This is a genomic window from Hydrogenophaga sp. 5NK40-0174 (assembly GCF_040372165.1).
GTDB lineage: Bacteria > Pseudomonadota > Gammaproteobacteria > Burkholderiales > Burkholderiaceae_C > Hydrogenophaga.
Genome location: NZ_BAABWG010000004.1, coordinates 147,105 through 164,053 on the forward strand (window position 1 = coordinate 147,105; position 16,949 = coordinate 164,053).

15 protein-coding genes are annotated in these 16,949 nt (G+C 60.5%); 9 read left to right on the plus strand and 6 right to left on the minus strand.

Annotation, left to right across the window (positions count from 1 at the left end):
* Nucleotides 1–54: 54 nt before the first annotated feature.
* Nucleotides 55–1,161 (minus strand): tRNA preQ1(34) S-adenosylmethionine ribosyltransferase-isomerase QueA, encoded by a 1,107-nt coding sequence (gene queA / locus ABWV89_RS14060; RefSeq protein WP_353397946.1) that lies wholly within the window; start codon nt 1,159–1,161, stop codon nt 55–57.
* Between the two features lie 61 nt (nt 1,162–1,222).
* On the opposite strand from queA, the gene recG reads away from it, so the two are divergent.
* Nucleotides 1,223–3,505, plus strand: coding sequence for an ATP-dependent DNA helicase RecG (recG, locus tag ABWV89_RS14065; RefSeq protein WP_353397949.1), 2,283 nt, complete (start codon nt 1,223–1,225; stop codon nt 3,503–3,505).
* Between the two features lie 57 nt (nt 3,506–3,562).
* Here recG and ABWV89_RS14070 read toward each other — a convergent pair whose 3' ends face one another.
* Both ABWV89_RS14070 and ABWV89_RS14075 read right to left on the minus strand, forming a co-directional pair.
* Nucleotides 3,563–4,066, minus strand: a complete 504-nt coding sequence (locus ABWV89_RS14070) for a hypothetical protein (RefSeq protein WP_353397952.1) — start codon at nt 4,064–4,066, stop codon at nt 3,563–3,565.
* Nucleotides 4,067–4,390: 324 nt separating this feature from the next.
* On the minus strand, nt 4,391–4,894 hold the full coding sequence (locus tag ABWV89_RS14075) for a hypothetical protein (RefSeq protein WP_353397955.1): 504 nt from the start codon (nt 4,892–4,894) through the stop codon (nt 4,391–4,393).
* A 385-nt stretch (nt 4,895–5,279) separates the two neighbouring features.
* Between ABWV89_RS14075 and ABWV89_RS14080 the strand changes: the two genes are divergently transcribed.
* Together ABWV89_RS14080 and ABWV89_RS14085 are read left to right on the plus strand one after the other, a co-directional pair.
* Nucleotides 5,280–6,242, plus strand: coding sequence for a LysR substrate-binding domain-containing protein (locus tag ABWV89_RS14080; protein ID WP_353397957.1), 963 nt, complete (start codon nt 5,280–5,282; stop codon nt 6,240–6,242).
* A 3-nt stretch (nt 6,243–6,245) separates the two neighbouring features.
* Nucleotides 6,246–7,232 (plus strand): UbiA family prenyltransferase, encoded by a 987-nt coding sequence (locus tag ABWV89_RS14085; protein WP_353397960.1) that lies wholly within the window; start codon nt 6,246–6,248, stop codon nt 7,230–7,232.
* A 14-nt stretch (nt 7,233–7,246) separates the two neighbouring features.
* Here the strand turns inward: ABWV89_RS14085 and proC are convergent, their stop codons facing one another.
* From proC to ABWV89_RS14100, 3 genes are all read right to left on the minus strand, one after another.
* The gene (gene proC, locus ABWV89_RS14090) at nt 7,247–8,071 is read right to left on the minus strand and encodes a pyrroline-5-carboxylate reductase (RefSeq protein WP_353397961.1); all 825 of its coding nucleotides are present in this window, start codon (nt 8,069–8,071) and stop codon (nt 7,247–7,249) included.
* Nucleotides 8,072–8,161: 90 nt separating this feature from the next.
* On the minus strand, nt 8,162–9,655 hold the full coding sequence (gene glpK, locus ABWV89_RS14095) for a glycerol kinase GlpK (protein WP_353397964.1): 1,494 nt from the start codon (nt 9,653–9,655) through the stop codon (nt 8,162–8,164).
* Nucleotides 9,656–9,669: 14 nt separating this feature from the next.
* Complete coding sequence (locus tag ABWV89_RS14100) at nt 9,670–10,461, minus strand: DeoR/GlpR family DNA-binding transcription regulator (RefSeq protein ID WP_353399264.1); 792 nt, start codon at nt 10,459–10,461, stop codon at nt 9,670–9,672.
* Nucleotides 10,462–10,697: 236 nt separating this feature from the next.
* Here ABWV89_RS14100 and ABWV89_RS14105 point away from each other — a divergent pair, with 236 nt between their 5' ends.
* The 6 genes from ABWV89_RS14105 (at nt 10,698) to ABWV89_RS14130 (ending at nt 16,930) form a co-directional block, all read left to right on the plus strand.
* Nucleotides 10,698–11,804 carry an ABC transporter ATP-binding protein gene (locus ABWV89_RS14105; protein ID WP_353397966.1) on the plus strand — a complete coding sequence of 369 codons (1,107 nt, stop codon included), beginning with the start codon at nt 10,698–10,700 and terminating at the stop codon, nt 11,802–11,804.
* Nucleotides 11,801–12,874, plus strand: a complete 1,074-nt coding sequence (locus ABWV89_RS14110) for an ABC transporter ATP-binding protein (protein WP_353397968.1) — start codon at nt 11,801–11,803, stop codon at nt 12,872–12,874. Before ABWV89_RS14105 ends, ABWV89_RS14110 begins: the two co-directional genes overlap by 4 nt.
* Nucleotides 12,871–13,770 carry a carbohydrate ABC transporter permease gene (locus tag ABWV89_RS14115; RefSeq protein WP_353397970.1) on the plus strand — a complete coding sequence of 300 codons (900 nt, stop codon included), beginning with the start codon at nt 12,871–12,873 and terminating at the stop codon, nt 13,768–13,770. Before ABWV89_RS14110 ends, ABWV89_RS14115 begins: the two co-directional genes overlap by 4 nt.
* Nucleotides 13,763–14,575 (plus strand): carbohydrate ABC transporter permease, encoded by an 813-nt coding sequence (locus ABWV89_RS14120; RefSeq protein WP_353397973.1) that lies wholly within the window; start codon nt 13,763–13,765, stop codon nt 14,573–14,575. Before ABWV89_RS14115 ends, ABWV89_RS14120 begins: the two co-directional genes overlap by 8 nt.
* 177 nt (nt 14,576–14,752) lie before the next feature.
* The gene (locus ABWV89_RS14125; RefSeq protein WP_353397976.1) at nt 14,753–15,061 is read left to right on the plus strand and encodes a DUF2160 domain-containing protein; all 309 of its coding nucleotides are present in this window, start codon (nt 14,753–14,755) and stop codon (nt 15,059–15,061) included.
* 135 nt (nt 15,062–15,196) lie between these two features.
* On the plus strand, nt 15,197–16,930 hold the full coding sequence (locus tag ABWV89_RS14130; RefSeq protein WP_353397979.1) for an ABC transporter substrate-binding protein: 1,734 nt from the start codon (nt 15,197–15,199) through the stop codon (nt 16,928–16,930).
* Nucleotides 16,931–16,949: the final 19 nt, after the last annotated feature.

A 16,949-nucleotide genomic window follows, 5' to 3' on the forward strand; every position in this document is an offset into this window, starting at 1 on the left:
CATCTTCCTCCGTTGGACTGCGGATGCCTGTGCTCTCTTGATGGCTCCGTTGGTTCAACGCTTGCGGCTGAGCAGCATCGAATCGCCATAGCTGAAGAACCGGTACTGATGCTCGATCGCATGCCGGTAAAGGCGGCGAATTTCTTCGTAGCCGGCGAATGCGCTGACCAGCATCATCAGGGTGCTTTTGGGTAAATGGAAGTTGGTGATGAGCTTGTCCACCACCTTGAAGTCATATCCCGGTGTGATGAAGATGTTGGTATCGCCTTTGGTCTCGCCACTGGCGGCCCAGCTCTCCAGGGTGCGAACCGTGGTGGTGCCCACCGCGACGACATTGCCACCCCGGGAACGGCAAGCCTGGAGGGCGGCCAGTGTGCTGTCGGGCACGGCGTAACGCTCATGGTGCATGACATGTTCCGCAATGCGCTCAACCTTCATTGGTGCGAACGTGCCTGCACCCACGTGGAGTGTGACGCTGGCCGTGTGCACCTCTTTTTCTTGCAGCGCAGCCAGCACCGACTCATCGAAATGCAGGGCTGCGGTGGGCGCCGCCACTGCACCGGGCACCTTGGCGAACACAGTCTGGTAGCGGCGCTCGTCATCAGCGCTGTCTTCGTGTGTGATGTAGGGCGGCAGGGGCACATGACCGTGTCGGGCCATCAGCGCATAGGGGTCTTCGTCATTCGGTCCTTGCAGGTGCAAGCGGAACAACTGGCCTTGTTCGTCGGGCCATCGGCCCAGAAAGGTCGCATCGAATCCGCCGCCATGCCGTCCGCCGGCGAAGTGCATCAGCCCGCCCGGCAGTGGCTTCTTGCTCACACGGAGGTGTCCTACCACTTCGTGTCGGGATGCGCCATCGGTGGACTCCTGTGGAAGCAGCACGCGCTCGATCAGCAGCTCCAGTTTCCCGCCCGATGCCTTTTCGCCGTAAAGGCGGGCCTTGACCACCTGGGTGTCGTTGAACACCAGCAGGTCGCCAGGAGACAGCAGGCTGGGCAGATCCCGAAAGTGCCGATCCACTGGCTCGGCGCAGGTACCATCCAGCAGCCGGGAAGCACTGCGCTCTTCGGCCGGGTGTTGCGCGATCAGCTCGGGGGGAAGCTCGAAGTCGAAATCGACGACGCTGTAGTCGCCAAACGCGGTGCGGTGTGAGTCTGTCATGGTGCTTGAGGGCTGTACCGGCCCGTGCCAAGAAAGGAGAGGTTACAGTCAGCATTGTCCCATGCCCGAGACTCCTGCCAAGACTTCTTCTGCCAAGGACAAACCGCTGTCCGCCCCTCAAAAGGCCATGCGCAAGCTTGGGCTGGTGCGCGACATCGACCTGGCTTTGCATCTGCCGCTGCGCTACGAGGACGAAACCCGGATCACGAAGCTGGCCGATGCCCGCGATGGTCAGGTGGTGCAGATCGAGGGCGTGGTCACCGACAGCAACGTGGCCTATCGTCCGAGGCGGCAATTGCTGGTGACCTTGGACGATGGCAGCGATACCTGTACGCTGCGCTTTTTCACGTTTTACCCGGCGCACCAGAAGACCCTGGCCATCGGTGCGCGGGTCAGGGTGCGAGGTGAGCTCAAGGGAGGCTTCGGTTTTGCCGGGCGGACCATGATGCACCCCACCTTCCGCGGCGCCGGTGGTGAATTGCCCGATGCCCTCACGCCCGTCTATCCCACGAGCGCACAGTTGCCCCAGGCCTACCTGCGCAAAGCGGTGCTCAGCGGCCTGCGTCGAGCCGACTTGTCGGAGACCTTGCCACTGCCGGTGGGCGAAGCACTGGCCCGTGTGATGACAGAGCGAAGAGGGCAGTTGGTCAGCCTGCAGGAGGCGCTGCGGTTCCTGCATAACCCCACGCCCGATGTGTCGCTCGGGGCGCTGGAAGATCACTCGCATCCGGCCTGGCAACGCCTCAAGGCTGAAGAATTGCTGGCTCAGCAGCTCTCGCAATTGGCGGCAAAGCGCGAACGCGACGCGCTGCGGGCGCCCTCGTTGGCAACGAAGCCGGGTGGTTTGCAGGAGCAATTGCTGGCGGTGCTGCCGTTTACGCTCACCGGTGCCCAGCGCCGCGTGGTGGAGGAGGTTGCACGCGATCTGGCCCGGCGGGTGCCCATGCACAGGTTGCTTCAGGGCGATGTGGGCTCCGGGAAAACGGTGGTAGCAGCGCTGGCAGCGGCAGTGGCCATGGGAGAAGGCTGGCAATGCGCTCTGATGGCGCCCACGGAAATTCTGGCCGAGCAGCATTTTGCCAAGCTGGTGACCTGGCTGGAGCCTTTGCTTGAGCCCATGGGCAAGCGAGTCGCCTGGCTGACTGGCAGCCAGAAGAAAAAGCAGCGCAACGAGATGTTGTCACTCATCGCCAGTGGCGAAGCTGCACTGGTGGTGGGCACGCACGCCGTGATCCAGGATCAGGTGCAGTTCCAGCGCCTGGGCCTGGCCATCATCGATGAACAGCATCGCTTTGGCGTGGCGCAACGTTTGGCGCTCAGAAGTAAGTTGACAACCAGCGTTGCCGCCGGGCCGCCCCAAGGCGACGCAGCCCCCTCGGGGGGCAGCGACCCGCGAAGCGGCGGAGCGTGGGGGCCGGAAGAGCGCGTTGCCGCCGGGCCGCCCCAAGGCGACGCAGCCCCCTCGGGGGGCAGCGACCCGCGAAGCGGCGGAGCGTGGGGGTCAGCGCTCGAACCCCACATGTTGATGATGAGTGCAACGCCGATTCCTCGCACGCTGGCCATGAGCTACTACGCGGATCTGGATGTTTCCACGATTGATGAGCTTCCACCCGGCAGAACACCCATCGTGACCAAGGTGGTGTCCGACTCTCGACGCGCGGAGCTTCTTGACCGCATACGCGCGCAGATCGGGCAGGGCCGTCAGGTGTACTGGGTGTGCCCTCTGATTGAAGAGAGCGAGGCGCTGGATTTGTCCAACGCCACTGCCACTCATGCAGAACTGTCGCAGTCTTTGCCGGGGGTGATGGTGGGCTTGCTGCATTCGCGCATGCCACCAGCCGAGAAGAAAGCCGTGATGCAGTTGTTCTCTGCGGGCGACATGGGTGTACTCGTCTCCACCACCGTGATCGAAGTGGGCGTGGATGTGCCCAACGCTTCGCTGATGGTGATCGAGCACGCGGAGCGATTCGGCTTGTCGCAGCTGCACCAGTTGCGAGGGCGTGTGGGGCGTGGCGCAGCCGCATCGGCGTGCGTGCTGATGTACACGCCCCCGGAGGGCGGCCGCCTGGGGGAGACGGCGCGCTCGCGGCTGAAAGCCATGGCCGAGACGAACGACGGTTTCGAGATCGCGCGGCGCGACCTGGAGATTCGAGGGCCGGGAGAGTTCATGGGCTCGCGCCAGTCGGGTGCACCCATGCTGCGGTTTGCCGATCTGGCTGCCGATGGGCACTTGCTGCAGTGGGCGCGCGAGGCCGCGAGGTCCATGCTTGATGAGCACCCTCGCGAAGCCGATCGCCATGTTGAGCGGTGGCTGGGCAACAAGCAGGACTACCTCAAGGCTTGAGATGGCCTCGTGGCCATGGCGGGTCGATCATCTTGCGATCGACCTCATGTTTTCCATTCACTGTTTGCGCGAGGAGACGCTCTCGTCGACGTCAGCCGGATAGTGCTCATCGCGCTTGTCGAGCTCGACGGCGCCGTAGAAGTGATGGTCGCGGATGAGGAAGAGTGCTCGGTATCGGAAGCTGAATCCGTTGACGGTGACCTCGATGGTCACTTTGTCCACGGTGTGGCCTCGCCAGCTGCCCTGCTCGTCGATCACCACATCCGCCACGAAGTTTCGTGTGCGCGCATCGCCGGAACAGTCGGGTGTGCTGTAGCGGTCGGTTGTTCCGCTGACGTGAAGCGAATGATCGCCGGTTCTCTCATAGTGGCCTTCTCGCCAGAAAGAAGACACGCTGCTGGTCCGGATGCACCCAGTGGACCAGTTGCCCACGTACTTGGCTGCAGGATCGGTCTTGTCTGTGGCGTCGGCACTGTCTTCATCGCTGCCGCCGCAGCCCAGCAAGGCGGTGGAGAGAATGCCGGCCAAGGCGATCCGGGTGAAGCGCTGAATGTGGTGCATATGTGAGGGGATTCTGGGTGCAAGGCGCGTCAGTTTGCACACTTCGGGCGGTGTGCCGAAGCCGCGGTAGGCATGATCCTACGGCGCCAGTGTGCCAGTGCTGTAAGCAGTTGATCGCTTGTGCAACAGAGTGCTGACGGGTGGCCGCCGTGTGGACGTTTTGGGCCGATAGAAGCCTCGGATGATGCGCAAGCTCACTGCCCTCTGTAGGCAAGTGCCTTGGCTTTCAGGCTTGAATGGAGCTTATTGGAAAAAAAGCTGCCGCGACAGCTCTAGAGTCGCGGCAGCTCCTGCTGAGTCTGCTCAGGAGTCAGGTTCGTGACTTCACTTCATGAGTGGGCGGTCCAGCTTGAGCAGTGTGGGGTAGCCATCTGCGTCTGGCGGTGAAGCGAGGTAGGCAGATGAATACATGGTGTTGCTTTCGATAGCAAAGAGCAATTTGACCTGGCCGCCGACACTGACGCTCGCTGAGGTCTTGTCAACAATCTTGCCGCTGGCAGTGCCCGTTGCATCGATGGTGAAAGCAAGACTCAAGTTGTTGACGGAATTGGGGGTTCCGGTGCAGGTGGCGTTGGTCCAGGTGTTGATGGCATGGTTGCCAGTGACAGCTGCGGCGCCTGCCTTGTTCAGCGTCCACACATAGTTTCTTGATGAGCCACCAGAGGGTTCGCAGGCACTTGACCAGGTGCCAACGTACTTGTCCGCGGCTTCGGCTGCTGCCGGCGGAGCGTCGTCGCCCTCGTCGTCACTGCCGCCGCCGCAGGCGGCCAGAGCAAAGGCTGCCAGCAATGCCGACAGGGTGGTTTTCATGGGGAACTTCTTGTTCATGTTGCCCTCCATCAGGCTGTGTAAGGAAAGGAAAAGCGGGTGAGCTCAGTCTATGGACTTCGCTCGTCAGCGGGTTCCTCCCGGTTGGGGAGAAGACTGTCCTCCTGTCATCCGGATGAGGTAGGTTTTGTGTATTCCCCCGCATCCGGTTGACCCGCTGACGCTCACCACGAAATGGAGTGCGTTTGCGCCTGATGTTGTATGTATGCCGCTGAGTCGATATGCGCGGTTACGACTCTACGGTTACAACCTGAATAATTCGATACCCGGTTGTGGGTACTGCATTCGGGGGATGACAGCTGAGCATGTTCAGGCGTTCCCAGGCGTTTCAGGTCAGGGAGGGGGTGAGGTGCCTTGAAGGCCCAACTCGTCGCACAATACGGGCATGACACTGACCGAACTCAAGTACATCGTGGCCGTGGCTCGCGAAAAGCACTTTGGCAAGGCGGCAGAGGCCTGCTTTGTTTCGCAGCCGACTTTGTCGGTGGCGATCAAGAAGCTTGAAGAAGAGCTGGAAGTGAAGATCTTTGAGCGCAACGCGAGCGAGATCGCCGTCACGCCTTTGGGTGACGAAATCGTTCGTCAGGCGCAAACCGTGCTGGAGCAAGCTGCATCCATCAAGGAAATCGCCAAGCGGGGAAAGGATCCGCTGGCGGGACCACTTCGCTTGGGTGTGATCTACACCATCGGCCCCTACCTGCTCCCTGATCTGGTTCGGCAGGTGATCGACCGCTCTCCGCAAATGCCGCTGATGCTGCAAGAGAATTTCACCGTCAAGCTACTGGAGTTGCTTCGCCTGGGTGAGATTGACTGCGCGATTCTGGCTGAACCATTCCCGGACACGAACCTCGCGGTCGCGCCTTTGTATGACGAACCGTTCATGGCGGCCGTGCCGGTGAATCACCCGCTGGCCGCCAAAGGGAGTGTGACTTCTGACGAGTTGAAGAAGGAAACCATGCTGCTGCTGGGCACCGGTCATTGCTTCCGTGATCATGTGTTACAAGTGTGTCCAGAATTTTCACGGTATGCGAGTGAAGAGACGGAGGGAATTCGTCGCAGCTTTGAAGGGTCTTCTCTGGAGACCATCAAGCACATGGTGGCTGCCGGGATGGGAGTGACGCTGGTACCTCGCTTGTCAGTGCCGCGTTCGGCACTGGATGACGATGTCGATTGCGGTCAGGATTTTGGTGATTCGGCCTACATTCGTTACCTTCCGTTTGAGGGCGAGCCTCCGACCCGCCGGGTGGTCCTGGTATGGCGGCGCAGCTTCACCCGTTACGAAGCCATCGCCGAGTTGCGCAATGCCGTCTATGCCTGTGCCTTGCCGGGCGTGACCCGTTTGTCCTGATCTATGCGTTCGACCACTGCTTCCCCGAACGGCCCTGTGCTGGAGCCCAAGCCTCAGCCTGCGCCCGGCCGTTTGTCTTTGTATCTTGACCTCATTCGCTGGAATCGACCGGCTGGCTGGCTCTTGCTGTTGTGGCCTTCGCTGGCTGCCCTGTGGCTAGCGGCGGGAGGTGTACCTGCCATACACCTGTTGATCGTTTTCACTGCAGGAACGGTATTGATGCGCAGTGCCGGATGTTGTGTGAACGATGTGGCCGACCGGGACTTTGACAGGCACGTGAAGCGAACGGCACAGCGGCCAGTGACCAGCGGACGCATTGGCGTCAAAGAGGCCTTGCTGGTGGGGGCAGTGCTGGCTCTGGTGGCATTTCTATTGGTGCTGACGACGAACCTCACCACGATAGTCTGGTCCTTTACCGGGCTGTTGCTGGCCATCATCTATCCGTTCGCCAAGCGGCTTGTCTCCATGCCGCAAGCGGTTCTGGGGGTGGCATTCAGCTTCGGCATCCCGATGGCGTTCTCAGCTGTCAACGGGGGCCCGATGTGGGAGCTGCAGTCCATATTCGAGGCTGATCTGTCTGGCCTCGGCCTGTTGCAGACGGCATGGAACAGTGTGCATTGGCAAGCCTGGGCCTTGATGCTGGGCAACCTGTTCTGGGTCATTGCCTACGACACCGAATACGCCATGGTAGATCGTGACGATGACCTCAAGATCGGCATGAAGACCTCGGCCATCACCCTGGGCGACAGGGATGTACCCGCCGTGATCGGCTGCTATCTCATTTATCTCGCCGTCTGGACATGGGTCCTGTGGCCGCAGATCAATCAGTGGGTGTGGAGCGTAGCTGTCGTTGTGGCTCTGATTCAGGTTGCACGTCACTGGCAGTTGATTCGGGGTCGAACCCGGGAAGGCTGTTTTCAGGCCTTCCGCACCAACCACTGGCTGGGATTCACAGTCTTTGCCGGCGTGGTGCTGGGCCTGGCCTTCTGAGGAACAAGGGGTGTTCAGTCCCCGAACTCCTTGCCCAGCTCCTGGGAGCGTTGCTTCGCCGCCCGCATGGCGCCCTGGAAGTGGGCTTTGACACCTTGCGCTTCCATGTGACTTAGCGCAGCAAAGGTGACGCCAGCTTTCGACGTGACACGATCACGCAAGGTCTGAGGTGGCTCGTCAGAGCGTTGGGCCAGCGTGGCGGCTCCGATGAAGGTACCGGTGGCCAACTCCATGGCAAGTTCTGGTGAAAGTCCCATTTCAACACCGGTGTCGCGCATGGCTTCGAGAAAGTAGAACACATAGGCTGGACCAGAGCCTGATAGGGCTGTGACCGCGTCGAGTTGTGCTTCGCTGTCGCACCACACGAACGAGCCCGTGGTGGCGACCACGGTGTCGACCATTTTCCGGTCATCGGCGGTCACGGCATCACGGGCAAAAAGACCGGTCATGCCAAGGCCGACCAGCGCCGGCGTGTTGGGCATGGCACGCACGACGCGTTCGCTGCCCGTCCAATGGCTGATGTTGTCGCTGCTGATGCCCGCGGCCACACTCAAGTGCAAGGCGTCGGCATTGATGGTGGGGGCCGAAGCGAGCGCGACTTCCTTGAAGACTTGCGGTTTGATCGCCCACACCACCATGTCGGTAGGTGGCAAGGATGGGCCGGCCGCATCGTACAGGGCAACGCCCGGAAACTGGGCTCTCAGACGCTGGCGCTGTTCGTCCCATGGCTCCACGATGTGAATGACCTCAGGAGAGTGGCCTTGTTTGATCAGGCCGCCGATGATGGCGCTGGCCATGTTGCCGCCGCCGATGAAAGTGATGCTGGTTGAAAGGGGCATGGTGTTTTCGGTCAGGAATGGTGCTGCACGGCCTTCTTTCCAACAGAAAACCGACCTGCAATGGTAGCGCCAGCAGCGTGACGCTGTCAGTCAGTCAGCCACCGCCTGACGCACGGCGTGTTCCCACATGGCCATCTTTTCTCTGGCTTGCTCGCTGGGGATGGCGGGCTCGAAGCGGCGTTCGGCTCGCCACATGTCACCCAGCTCTTCCAGGTTGTTGTACATGCCGCAGTGCAAACCCGCCAAATAGGCAGCGCCCAGTGCTGTCGTTTCCACCACGGCTGGCCGGACGACGGGAATACCGAGGAGGTCGGCCTGAAACTGCATGAGCAGGTCGTTCACGCAGGCGCCGCCATCGACACGCAGTTCGCTCACCGGCACACCGCCAGCTGCCATGGAGTCGCGACTCATGGCCTCGAGCAAGGCCGCGCTCTGGTACGCAATGCTCTCCAGTGCCGCTCGTGCGATGTGGGCCATGGTGGTGCCTCGGGTGATCCCGACAATGCTCCCTCGTGCCTTGGGTTTCCAGTAGGGCGCACCCAGGCCTGTGAAGGCCGGCACCAGCATCACGCCGCCCGAATCCGGCACACTTTCGGCCAGTTGCTGTACCTCGCTGCTGGAGTCGATGGCCTTGAGCCCGTCGCGCAACCATTGCACCACCGCGCCACCGATGAACACGCTGCCTTCCAGCGCGTATTGCGCTGGCCCTGCAGGCTGTGCAGCCGAGGTGGTGACCAAACCGTTCTCGCTGGTCTGGAAAATATCTCCGGTGTGCATGAGCATGAAGCAACCGGTGCCGTAGGTGTTTTTGGCCATGCCGGCAGAGAAACACGCCTGGCCGAACAATGCGCTCTGCTGGTCGCCGGCGACCCCTCCAATGGGCAGCGACTTTCCGAGGTGGGCCGCAAGAATGTCACCGAAATGGGCAGATGAGGGGAGTACCTCGGGCAGGACAGCGGCAGGGATGTTCAGCGCCTCGAGCAGCTCCTTGTCCCAAGCGTGTTCCCGCACATTGAACACCATGGTGCGCGAAGCGTTGCTGACGTCGGTCACGTGGCGCTGTCCACCTGTGAGGTGCCAGATCAACCAGGTGTCGACAGTGCCAAAGGCCAGCTCACCCTGGTCGGCGAGCTCGCGAGCCCCGGGCACGTTCTCGAGTATCCAGCACAATTTGGTGGCGGAGAAGTAGGCGTCGATGCGAAGCCCGGTCTTTTGCAGAACTGTGTCGGTCAGGCCGCGTTCACGCAGCTTGGCGCAAATGTCCTCTGAGCGCCGGTCCTGCCAGACAATGGCACGGTATACCGGCTCGCCGGTGCGGCGGTTCCACAGCAAGGTGGTCTCACGCTGATTGGTGATGCCTACGCTCTGGATGTCGCTCGCCTGCAGCCCCGACTTTGCCAGGACTTCTCGCGCGGTGGCCAGCTGTGTTTCCCACAGGTCGCTGGGCTCGTGTTCGACCCAGCCAGGCTGCGGATAGTGCTGGGCAAATTCTCGCTGGGCCATGGCCACGATGCGGCCACCGTCATCGAACACGATGCTGCGCGAACTGGAGGTTCCCTGGTCAAGAGCGAGCAGATAAGACATGCTGGTTGAGAGGATCAGTGAGACTGGAATGGGCTTTCGAGACCTGTGGCAATCACGCACTCAACGTTGTTCTGCTCCATCAGGGCATCAAACGGCGGCGGAGGGTCCTGGTCGGTAAAAACCACGTCGATATCGTCCAGCTTGGTCAGTTCGACCATGGCCGGACGATTGAATTTGCTTTGGTCGGCGGCCAGCCAGACCTCGCGTGACTGTTCAATGATGGTGCGAGCCACTTTGACCTCACGGTAGTCATAGTCGCGCAAGGTGCCGTCCGATTCGATGCCACTGATGCCGATGAGGCCAATATCCACCTTGAACTGGCGCATGAACTCGACGGTGGCTTCGCCCATGATGCCCTGGTCGGCGGCGCGAACTTGCCCGCCTGCAATGATGACCTCGCAATCGGGGTTGGCGCTGAGCAATGCGGCCACATGCAAATTGTTGGTAATGACCCTCAGGCCCCGGTGTTGTGTCAACTCACGCGCGACGGCCTCAATGGTGGTGCCGATGTTGAGGATCAGCGAGCACCCGTTTGGCACGCGGCTGGCAATCGCCTTGGCAATACGGGTTTTGGCGTCCGAATTGATGGCCTGGCGCTGGCGGTACGCGATGTTCTCTGTTGTCGACCCCGGCAAGCGCACGCCGCCATGGAAGCGCGAGAGCAAACCAGCTTCGGCCAGGCGCTGCACATCGCGACGCACGGTCTGAAGCGTGACGCCGAATTGCTCTGCGAGCGATTCGATGGTCTGCGGCCCTTGGAGTCGGACCACATCAAGCATCTGGGTATGGCGGGGTGACAGGTTCATGTGGATGGGCTTGGCATGCTCACTCGAGCTTGTCATGCGAAATCGATTCGAACATATCGGAAAAGTATCACATCGGCATTCGGGTAAATACCGAATCAATAGGAACAAAAACGAACATTAAAATCACCAAAACGAAAAAAGATGGTGACTCCCCGGCTGCGTGCCGCAAGTCTCGCGGCACGATGCTTGCCGGGGCGTGTCCATCTGACCAGACCGAGACACAACGCTTCTCCTTCATGCAGTTATCTCTAGAACAAGTGGGCAAGACGGTGGGGCCCGAGGTCCACCTTTACCCCATCAACCTGGCGCCGGTGCCAGGTGATGTCACGGTGTTGCTCGGTGCCACCCAGGCGGGCAAGACCAGCCTCATGCGCATCATGGCCGGGCTGGATACGCCTTCTCAGGGCAAGGTGCTGGTCGATGGCCAGGATGTGACAGGCGTGCCAGTGCGCCAGCGAAACGTGGCCATGGTCTACCAGCAATTCATCAATTACCCGTCCATGCGGGTCTACGACAACATCGCTTCGCCTCTCAAGCTCGCAGGCATCGACCGCAAAGCGATCGATGCGCGGGTGCGTGAGCTGGCGGCAAAGCTCCACATCGAAGTGTTTCTGGACCGGTTGCCAGCAGAACTCTCCGGCGGACAGCAGCAACGGGTTGCCTTGGCAAGGGCTCTGGCGAAAGACGCGCCATTGATGCTCCTGGACGAGCCGTTGGTGAACCTCGACTACAAACTGCGAGAGGAGCTGCGCGAGGAGCTGAGCCAACTCTTCGCCGTCGGTCAGTCGACCGTCGTCTATGCCACGACTGAACCAGCCGAGGCACTCATGCTGGGCGGCTATACCGCCGTGCTCGATGCCGGTGAGGTACTGCAGTACGGCCCCACGGCCGAAGTCTTCCACTACCCCGCATCCGTGCGTGTCGCACGGGCCTTCAGCGATCCGCCAATGAATTTGCTCGATGCAGAGCGCGTGACGCTGGATGGCGGGCATCAGGGCCTTCGGATTCAGGGAGGCCTCGAGCTGCGTATCGATCTTCCGGAGGCCGCAGGAACACAACTGACCGTTGGCATCCGCGCCAGCGCGCTGAGAGAGTCGGGCCGGGAAGGCGACATCACTGTCCAGGCCGAGGTTGAGCTGGCGGAGATTTCCGGGTCGGACACTTTTGTGCATGCCAGGTCGGCAGTGGGCGACCTGGTCGCGCAGTTGACCGGCGTGCACGAATTCGATCTTGGCGCGCAGCTGGCTCTGCATGTCAGCCCTGAGCAACTCTACGTATTTGGTGAAGACGGCTCGCTCGTCATTGCACCCGTGCGTCACAACACACCGGGAGGGCAGGCATGAGCCGTATCGATCTCGACCTCGCCCACGCCTATGGGGCGAACCCGACACAAGACAGCGACTACGCGCTGCTGCCTCTGAACATGAGCTTTGAAGATGGTGGTGCCTACGCTTTGCTCGGGCCTTCAGGCTGCGGCAAGACAACCATGCTCAACATCATGTCGGGCCTGATCGCACCCTCGCATGGGAGCGTCAAGTTTGATGGCAAAGATGTCACGCGGGCCACACCTCAGGAGCGGAACATTGCGCAAGTGTTTCAGTTTCCGGTCATCTACGACACGATGACGGTGGCCCAGAACCTCGCATTTCCCCTGAAGAACCGTGGCGTCCCGCAGGCTGAGATCAAAAAGCGTGTCGGACAGATCGCAGAGATGCTCGAGATGAGTCACCAGCTCGACATGCGTGCCGCCGGCCTCTCCGCTGACCAGAAGCAAAAAATCTCGCTCGGTCGTGGCCTGGTTCGGCCTGATGTGTCCGCAGTTCTCTTTGATGAGCCGCTGACCGTGATTGACCCGCATCTCAAGTGGCAGTTGCGACGGAAGCTCAAACAGATTCACCAGGAGCTCAGGCTCACCCTCATTTATGTCACGCACGATCAGGTGGAGGCGCTGACGTTTGCCGACCAGGTTGTCGTGATGACGCGTGGCCGCGTCGTTCAAGTGGGCACACCAGATGCCTTGTTCGAAAGACCTCAGCACGAGTTCGTCGGGCATTTCATCGGCTCGCCTGGCATGAACTTTCTCCCCGCGAGGGTGGAGGCCGGTCAGCTGCGCCTCAATGGCGCGAGCTTTGATGCAGCGCACCTCAATCTTCCCGAAGGTGAACTGTGCCTCGGAGTTCGGCCTGAGTATCTGGCGCTGTGTGAAGCAGGTGCCCACGGCGCTCTTGATGCGCGTGTCACCCGCGTGCAAGACATCGGCACCTACTTCTTGCTGACCGTGGAAACGCAGGGTCAAACCTTGAAGGCTCGCCTGGCTGGCGATGTGGCACCCCCGGAGGTCGGGCAGTTGCTTGGCCTGCAGGTGTTGAACGAACACACCTGTTTTTACGCCAATGAGGAGTTGGTGGCATGAGCGCACCACAAAACAAACCCGTCAATCAGCGTGCCTGGCTACTCATCCTGCCGGTGTTCATTTGCGTGGCGTTTTCTGCCATTCTTCCCTTGATGACGGTGGTGAACTACTCCGTACAGGACATCATCTCGCCTGAGCGGCGTGTCTACGTGGGCGTGGAGTGGTTTGCCGAGGTCTTGCGGGACGAGGATCTTCACGCCGCCCTCTGGAATCAGATGAAGTTCTCGCTGGCTGTTCTGCTGGTCGAAATTCCGCTCGGCATTGCGCTGGCGCTGGCCATGCCTGCTCAGGGCTGGAGAGCGTCCGTCACCCTGGTGGTGGTTGCGCTCTCGCTTCTCATTCCATGGAATGTGGTTGGCACCATCTGGCAAATATTCGGGCGTACCGACATTGGCTTGCTCGGCCATTCGCTGGAGGCCCTTGGCTTCGACTACAGCTATACAGGTGATGCCACCCAGGCCTGGTTCACTGTGTTGCTCATGGACGTTTGGCACTGGACCCCGTTGGTGGCATTGCTGGCCTACGCCGGCCTGCGCTCGATCCCGGATGCGTACTACCAGGCGGCCCGCATCGACGGTGCCAGCAAGTTTTCGGTGTTCCGCTACATCCAGTTGCCCAAGATGCGTGGGGTGCTCATGATCGCAGTGCTGCTCCGCTTCATGGACAGCTTCATGATTTACACCGAGCCCTTCGTGCTCACCGGAGGCGGTCCAGGAAATGCGACGACGTTCCTCTCGCAGTACCTGACGCAAAAGGCAGTGGGTCAGTTCGACCTTGGTCCTGCTGCGGCCTTCTCCCTGATCTATTTCCTCATCATCCTCTTGTTCTGCTTCGTGCTCTACAACTGGATGCAGCGCCTGGGCACGGCACAAAAGGAAGGAGCGAACCATGAATGAAACTCGCTTCAAGAAACGCAGCCTCTTCCTGATCGCATACCTGATCTTTGCACTGCTGCCAATCTACTGGATGCTCAACATGAGCTTCAAGACCAATGAAGAGATCCTGGCGTCTTTCTCGTTGTGGCCGCAGCACTTCACCTGGGACAATTACAAGACCATCTTCACCGATGAGAGCTGGTACTCGGGCTATATCAACAGCCTGATTTATGTGGCCATCAACTCAGTGATCTCCATCACCGTGGCATTGCCAGCGGCGTATGCGTTCAGCCGCTACAGCTTCATTGGCGACAAGCACGTTTTCTTCTGGTTGCTCACCAACCGGATGACACCGCCAGCCGTGTTCCTGCTGCCTTTCTTTCAGCTCTACACCACGGTGGGCCTCATGGACACACACATTGCCGTGGCGCTGGCGCATCTGCTGTTCAACGTGCCACTGGCGGTGTGGATTCTGGAGGGGTTCATGAGTGGCATCCCGCGGGAAATTGACGAAACCGCCTACATCGACGGATACAGCTTCCCGCGCTTCTTCCTGACCATCTTCCTGCCGCTCATCAAGGCCGGTGTGGGCGTGGCCGCATTCTTCTGCTTCATGTTCAGCTGGGTCGAGTTGCTGCTGGCCCGCACGCTGACCAGCGTGAACGCCAAACCCATCGTCGCCACCATGACCCGCACGGTCAGTGCTTCCGGGATGGATTGGGCCACGCTCGCAGCAGCCGGCGTGCTGACCATCGTCCCAGGCGCCATCGTCATCTGGTTTGTTCGCCACTACATCGCCAAGGGCTTCGCCATGGGACGCGTGTGATGAACAGCAATCTGGAAACATTCAATATGTTCGAGCGAAATGCCCAAAACTGGTGGATGCAAAAATCTTGCAGGCCATCCAATGCCCAACCAAGGGATGCCGAAGGTCCGGCTTTGCCGGCCCAATGGCATCGCCCCCTTGAGGGGGTGACGGGCGTTGCCCGGCGCGGGGGTGGACATGTTTGACTGGATGGTCTGGACCACACCTGTTGCGGTGTTCTTTACTTGCATCGCGCTCATGCTCATCGGCATGACGGTCTGGGAGATCAAGTCCCCCACCACCTTGCGCAAGGGCTTTCTTCCCATCGCCACCACGCGCGGCGACCGGCTGTTCATTGGCCTCTTGCTGGCCGCCTACATCAATCTGGCCTTTGTTGGCCTCGGTGAGCATTTTCTCGAATGGTTTGAGCTGGAGGAGGAACCCAGCGTCTGGATCAGTTTCGTGTGCTCCATGCTGGCGCTGGCCGTGGTCATGCGCAAAGGCTGAGGAAAGCACGCGAAACCTGAAGGAAACCAGAGCAAGTCATCGGAATCCGGCCCGGCGCTGCCCCGGGGCCGAGGAAACCCGACCAGAAGAGGGGCAGCGGTATTTATGAACGACGAATCCAATAGGAGACATGCCATGAAATTGCGTACTTCAGCCCTGGCGATCGCTGCAGCGCTCGCGCTGGGCACCACCTCGGTCTGGGCCGATGAGGCGGCGGCCAAAAGGTGGGTCGAGAGCGAATTCCAGCCCTCAACCCTGAGCAAAGACCAGCAGCTGGCCGAGATGAAGTGGTTCATCGAGGCTGCAGCCAAGCTCAAGGCCAAAGGCGTCAACGAGATCAACGTGGTTTCAGAGACGATCACCACCCATGAGTACGAGTCCAAGACCATGGCCAAGGCCTTTGCCGAGATCACGGGCATCAAGGTCAACCACGACCTGATCCAAGAAGGCGACGTGGTCGAGAAGCTGCAGACCTCCATGCAGTCGGGCAAGTCCATCTACGACGGCTGGATCTCTGACTCTGACCTCATCGGGACCCACTACCGCTATGGCCAGATTCTCAACCTGACCGACTACATGAGCGGGGCAGGCAAGGAGTTCACCAACCCCGGTATCGACATCAAGGACTACATCGGCACCAAGTTCACCACAGCGCCTGATGGCAAGCTCTACCAGCTCCCCGACCAGCAGTTCGCCAACCTGTACTGGTTCCGTGCCGACCTGTTCGAGCGAAACGACCTCAAGGACAAGTTCAAGGCCAAGTATGGCTACGACCTCGGCGTGCCCCTGAACTGGTCAGCCTATGAGGACATCGCCGAGTTCTTCTCCAACGATGTCAAGACCATTGACGGCAAGCCCATCTATGGCCACATGGACTACGGCAAGAAAGACCCATCGCTGGGATGGCGTTTCACTGACGCCTGGTTGTCCATGGCGGGTACGGCCGACATCGGCACGCCCAATGGTCTGCCCATCGACGAGTGGGGCATTCGCGTCGCTGACGACAAGTGCACTCCCGTTGGTGCATCCGTGGAGCGAGGCGGCGCCACCAACTCACCAGCTGCCGTCTACGCACTCACCAAGTACGTCGACTGGATGAAGAAGTACGCACCCAAGGAAGCCATTGGCATGACCTTTGGGGAAGCTGGCCCAGTGCCTGCGCAAGGCCAGATTGCACAGCAGATCTTCTGGTACACCGCCTTCACCGCCGACATGACCAAGCCAGGTTTGCCAGTGGTCAATGCCGACGGCACGCCCAAGTGGCGCATGGCCCCTGGCCCGAACGGTCCCTACTGGAAGCAGGGCATGCAAAACGGCTACCAGGACGTTGGGAGCTGGACCTTCTTCAAGGACCACGATGCCAGCAAGACGGCTGCCGCCTGGCTGTACGCCCAGTTCATCACTGCCAAGTCCACGAGCCTGAAGAAGACCCTGGTCGGCCTGACACCGATTCGCGAGTCCGATATCCAGAGCAAGGCCATGACCGACATGGCCCCCAAACTGGGTGGTCTGGTGGAGTTCTATCGCAGCCCTGCTCGCGTGGCGTGGAGCCCGACAGGAACCAACGTTCCTGACTATCCCAAGCTCGCGCAGCTGTGGTGGAAGAACGTGGCCCAGGCTGTGACCGGTGAGAAGACGCCGCAGAACGCCATGGACAACCTTGCAGACGAGATGGACAAGGTTCTGGCCCGCCTGGAGCGCGCCGGGATGGCACGCTGTGCGCCGAAGCTCAACAAGAAGAGCGATCCAGGCAAATGGCTGTCCGACAAGCAGGCGCCTTGGAAGAAGCTGGCCAACGAGAAGCCTAAAGGCGAAACCATCGCCTACCAGACGCTGCTCGACGCCTGGAAAGCCGGCAAGGTCCGTTGAGAGCATCTGAGCACTTAGC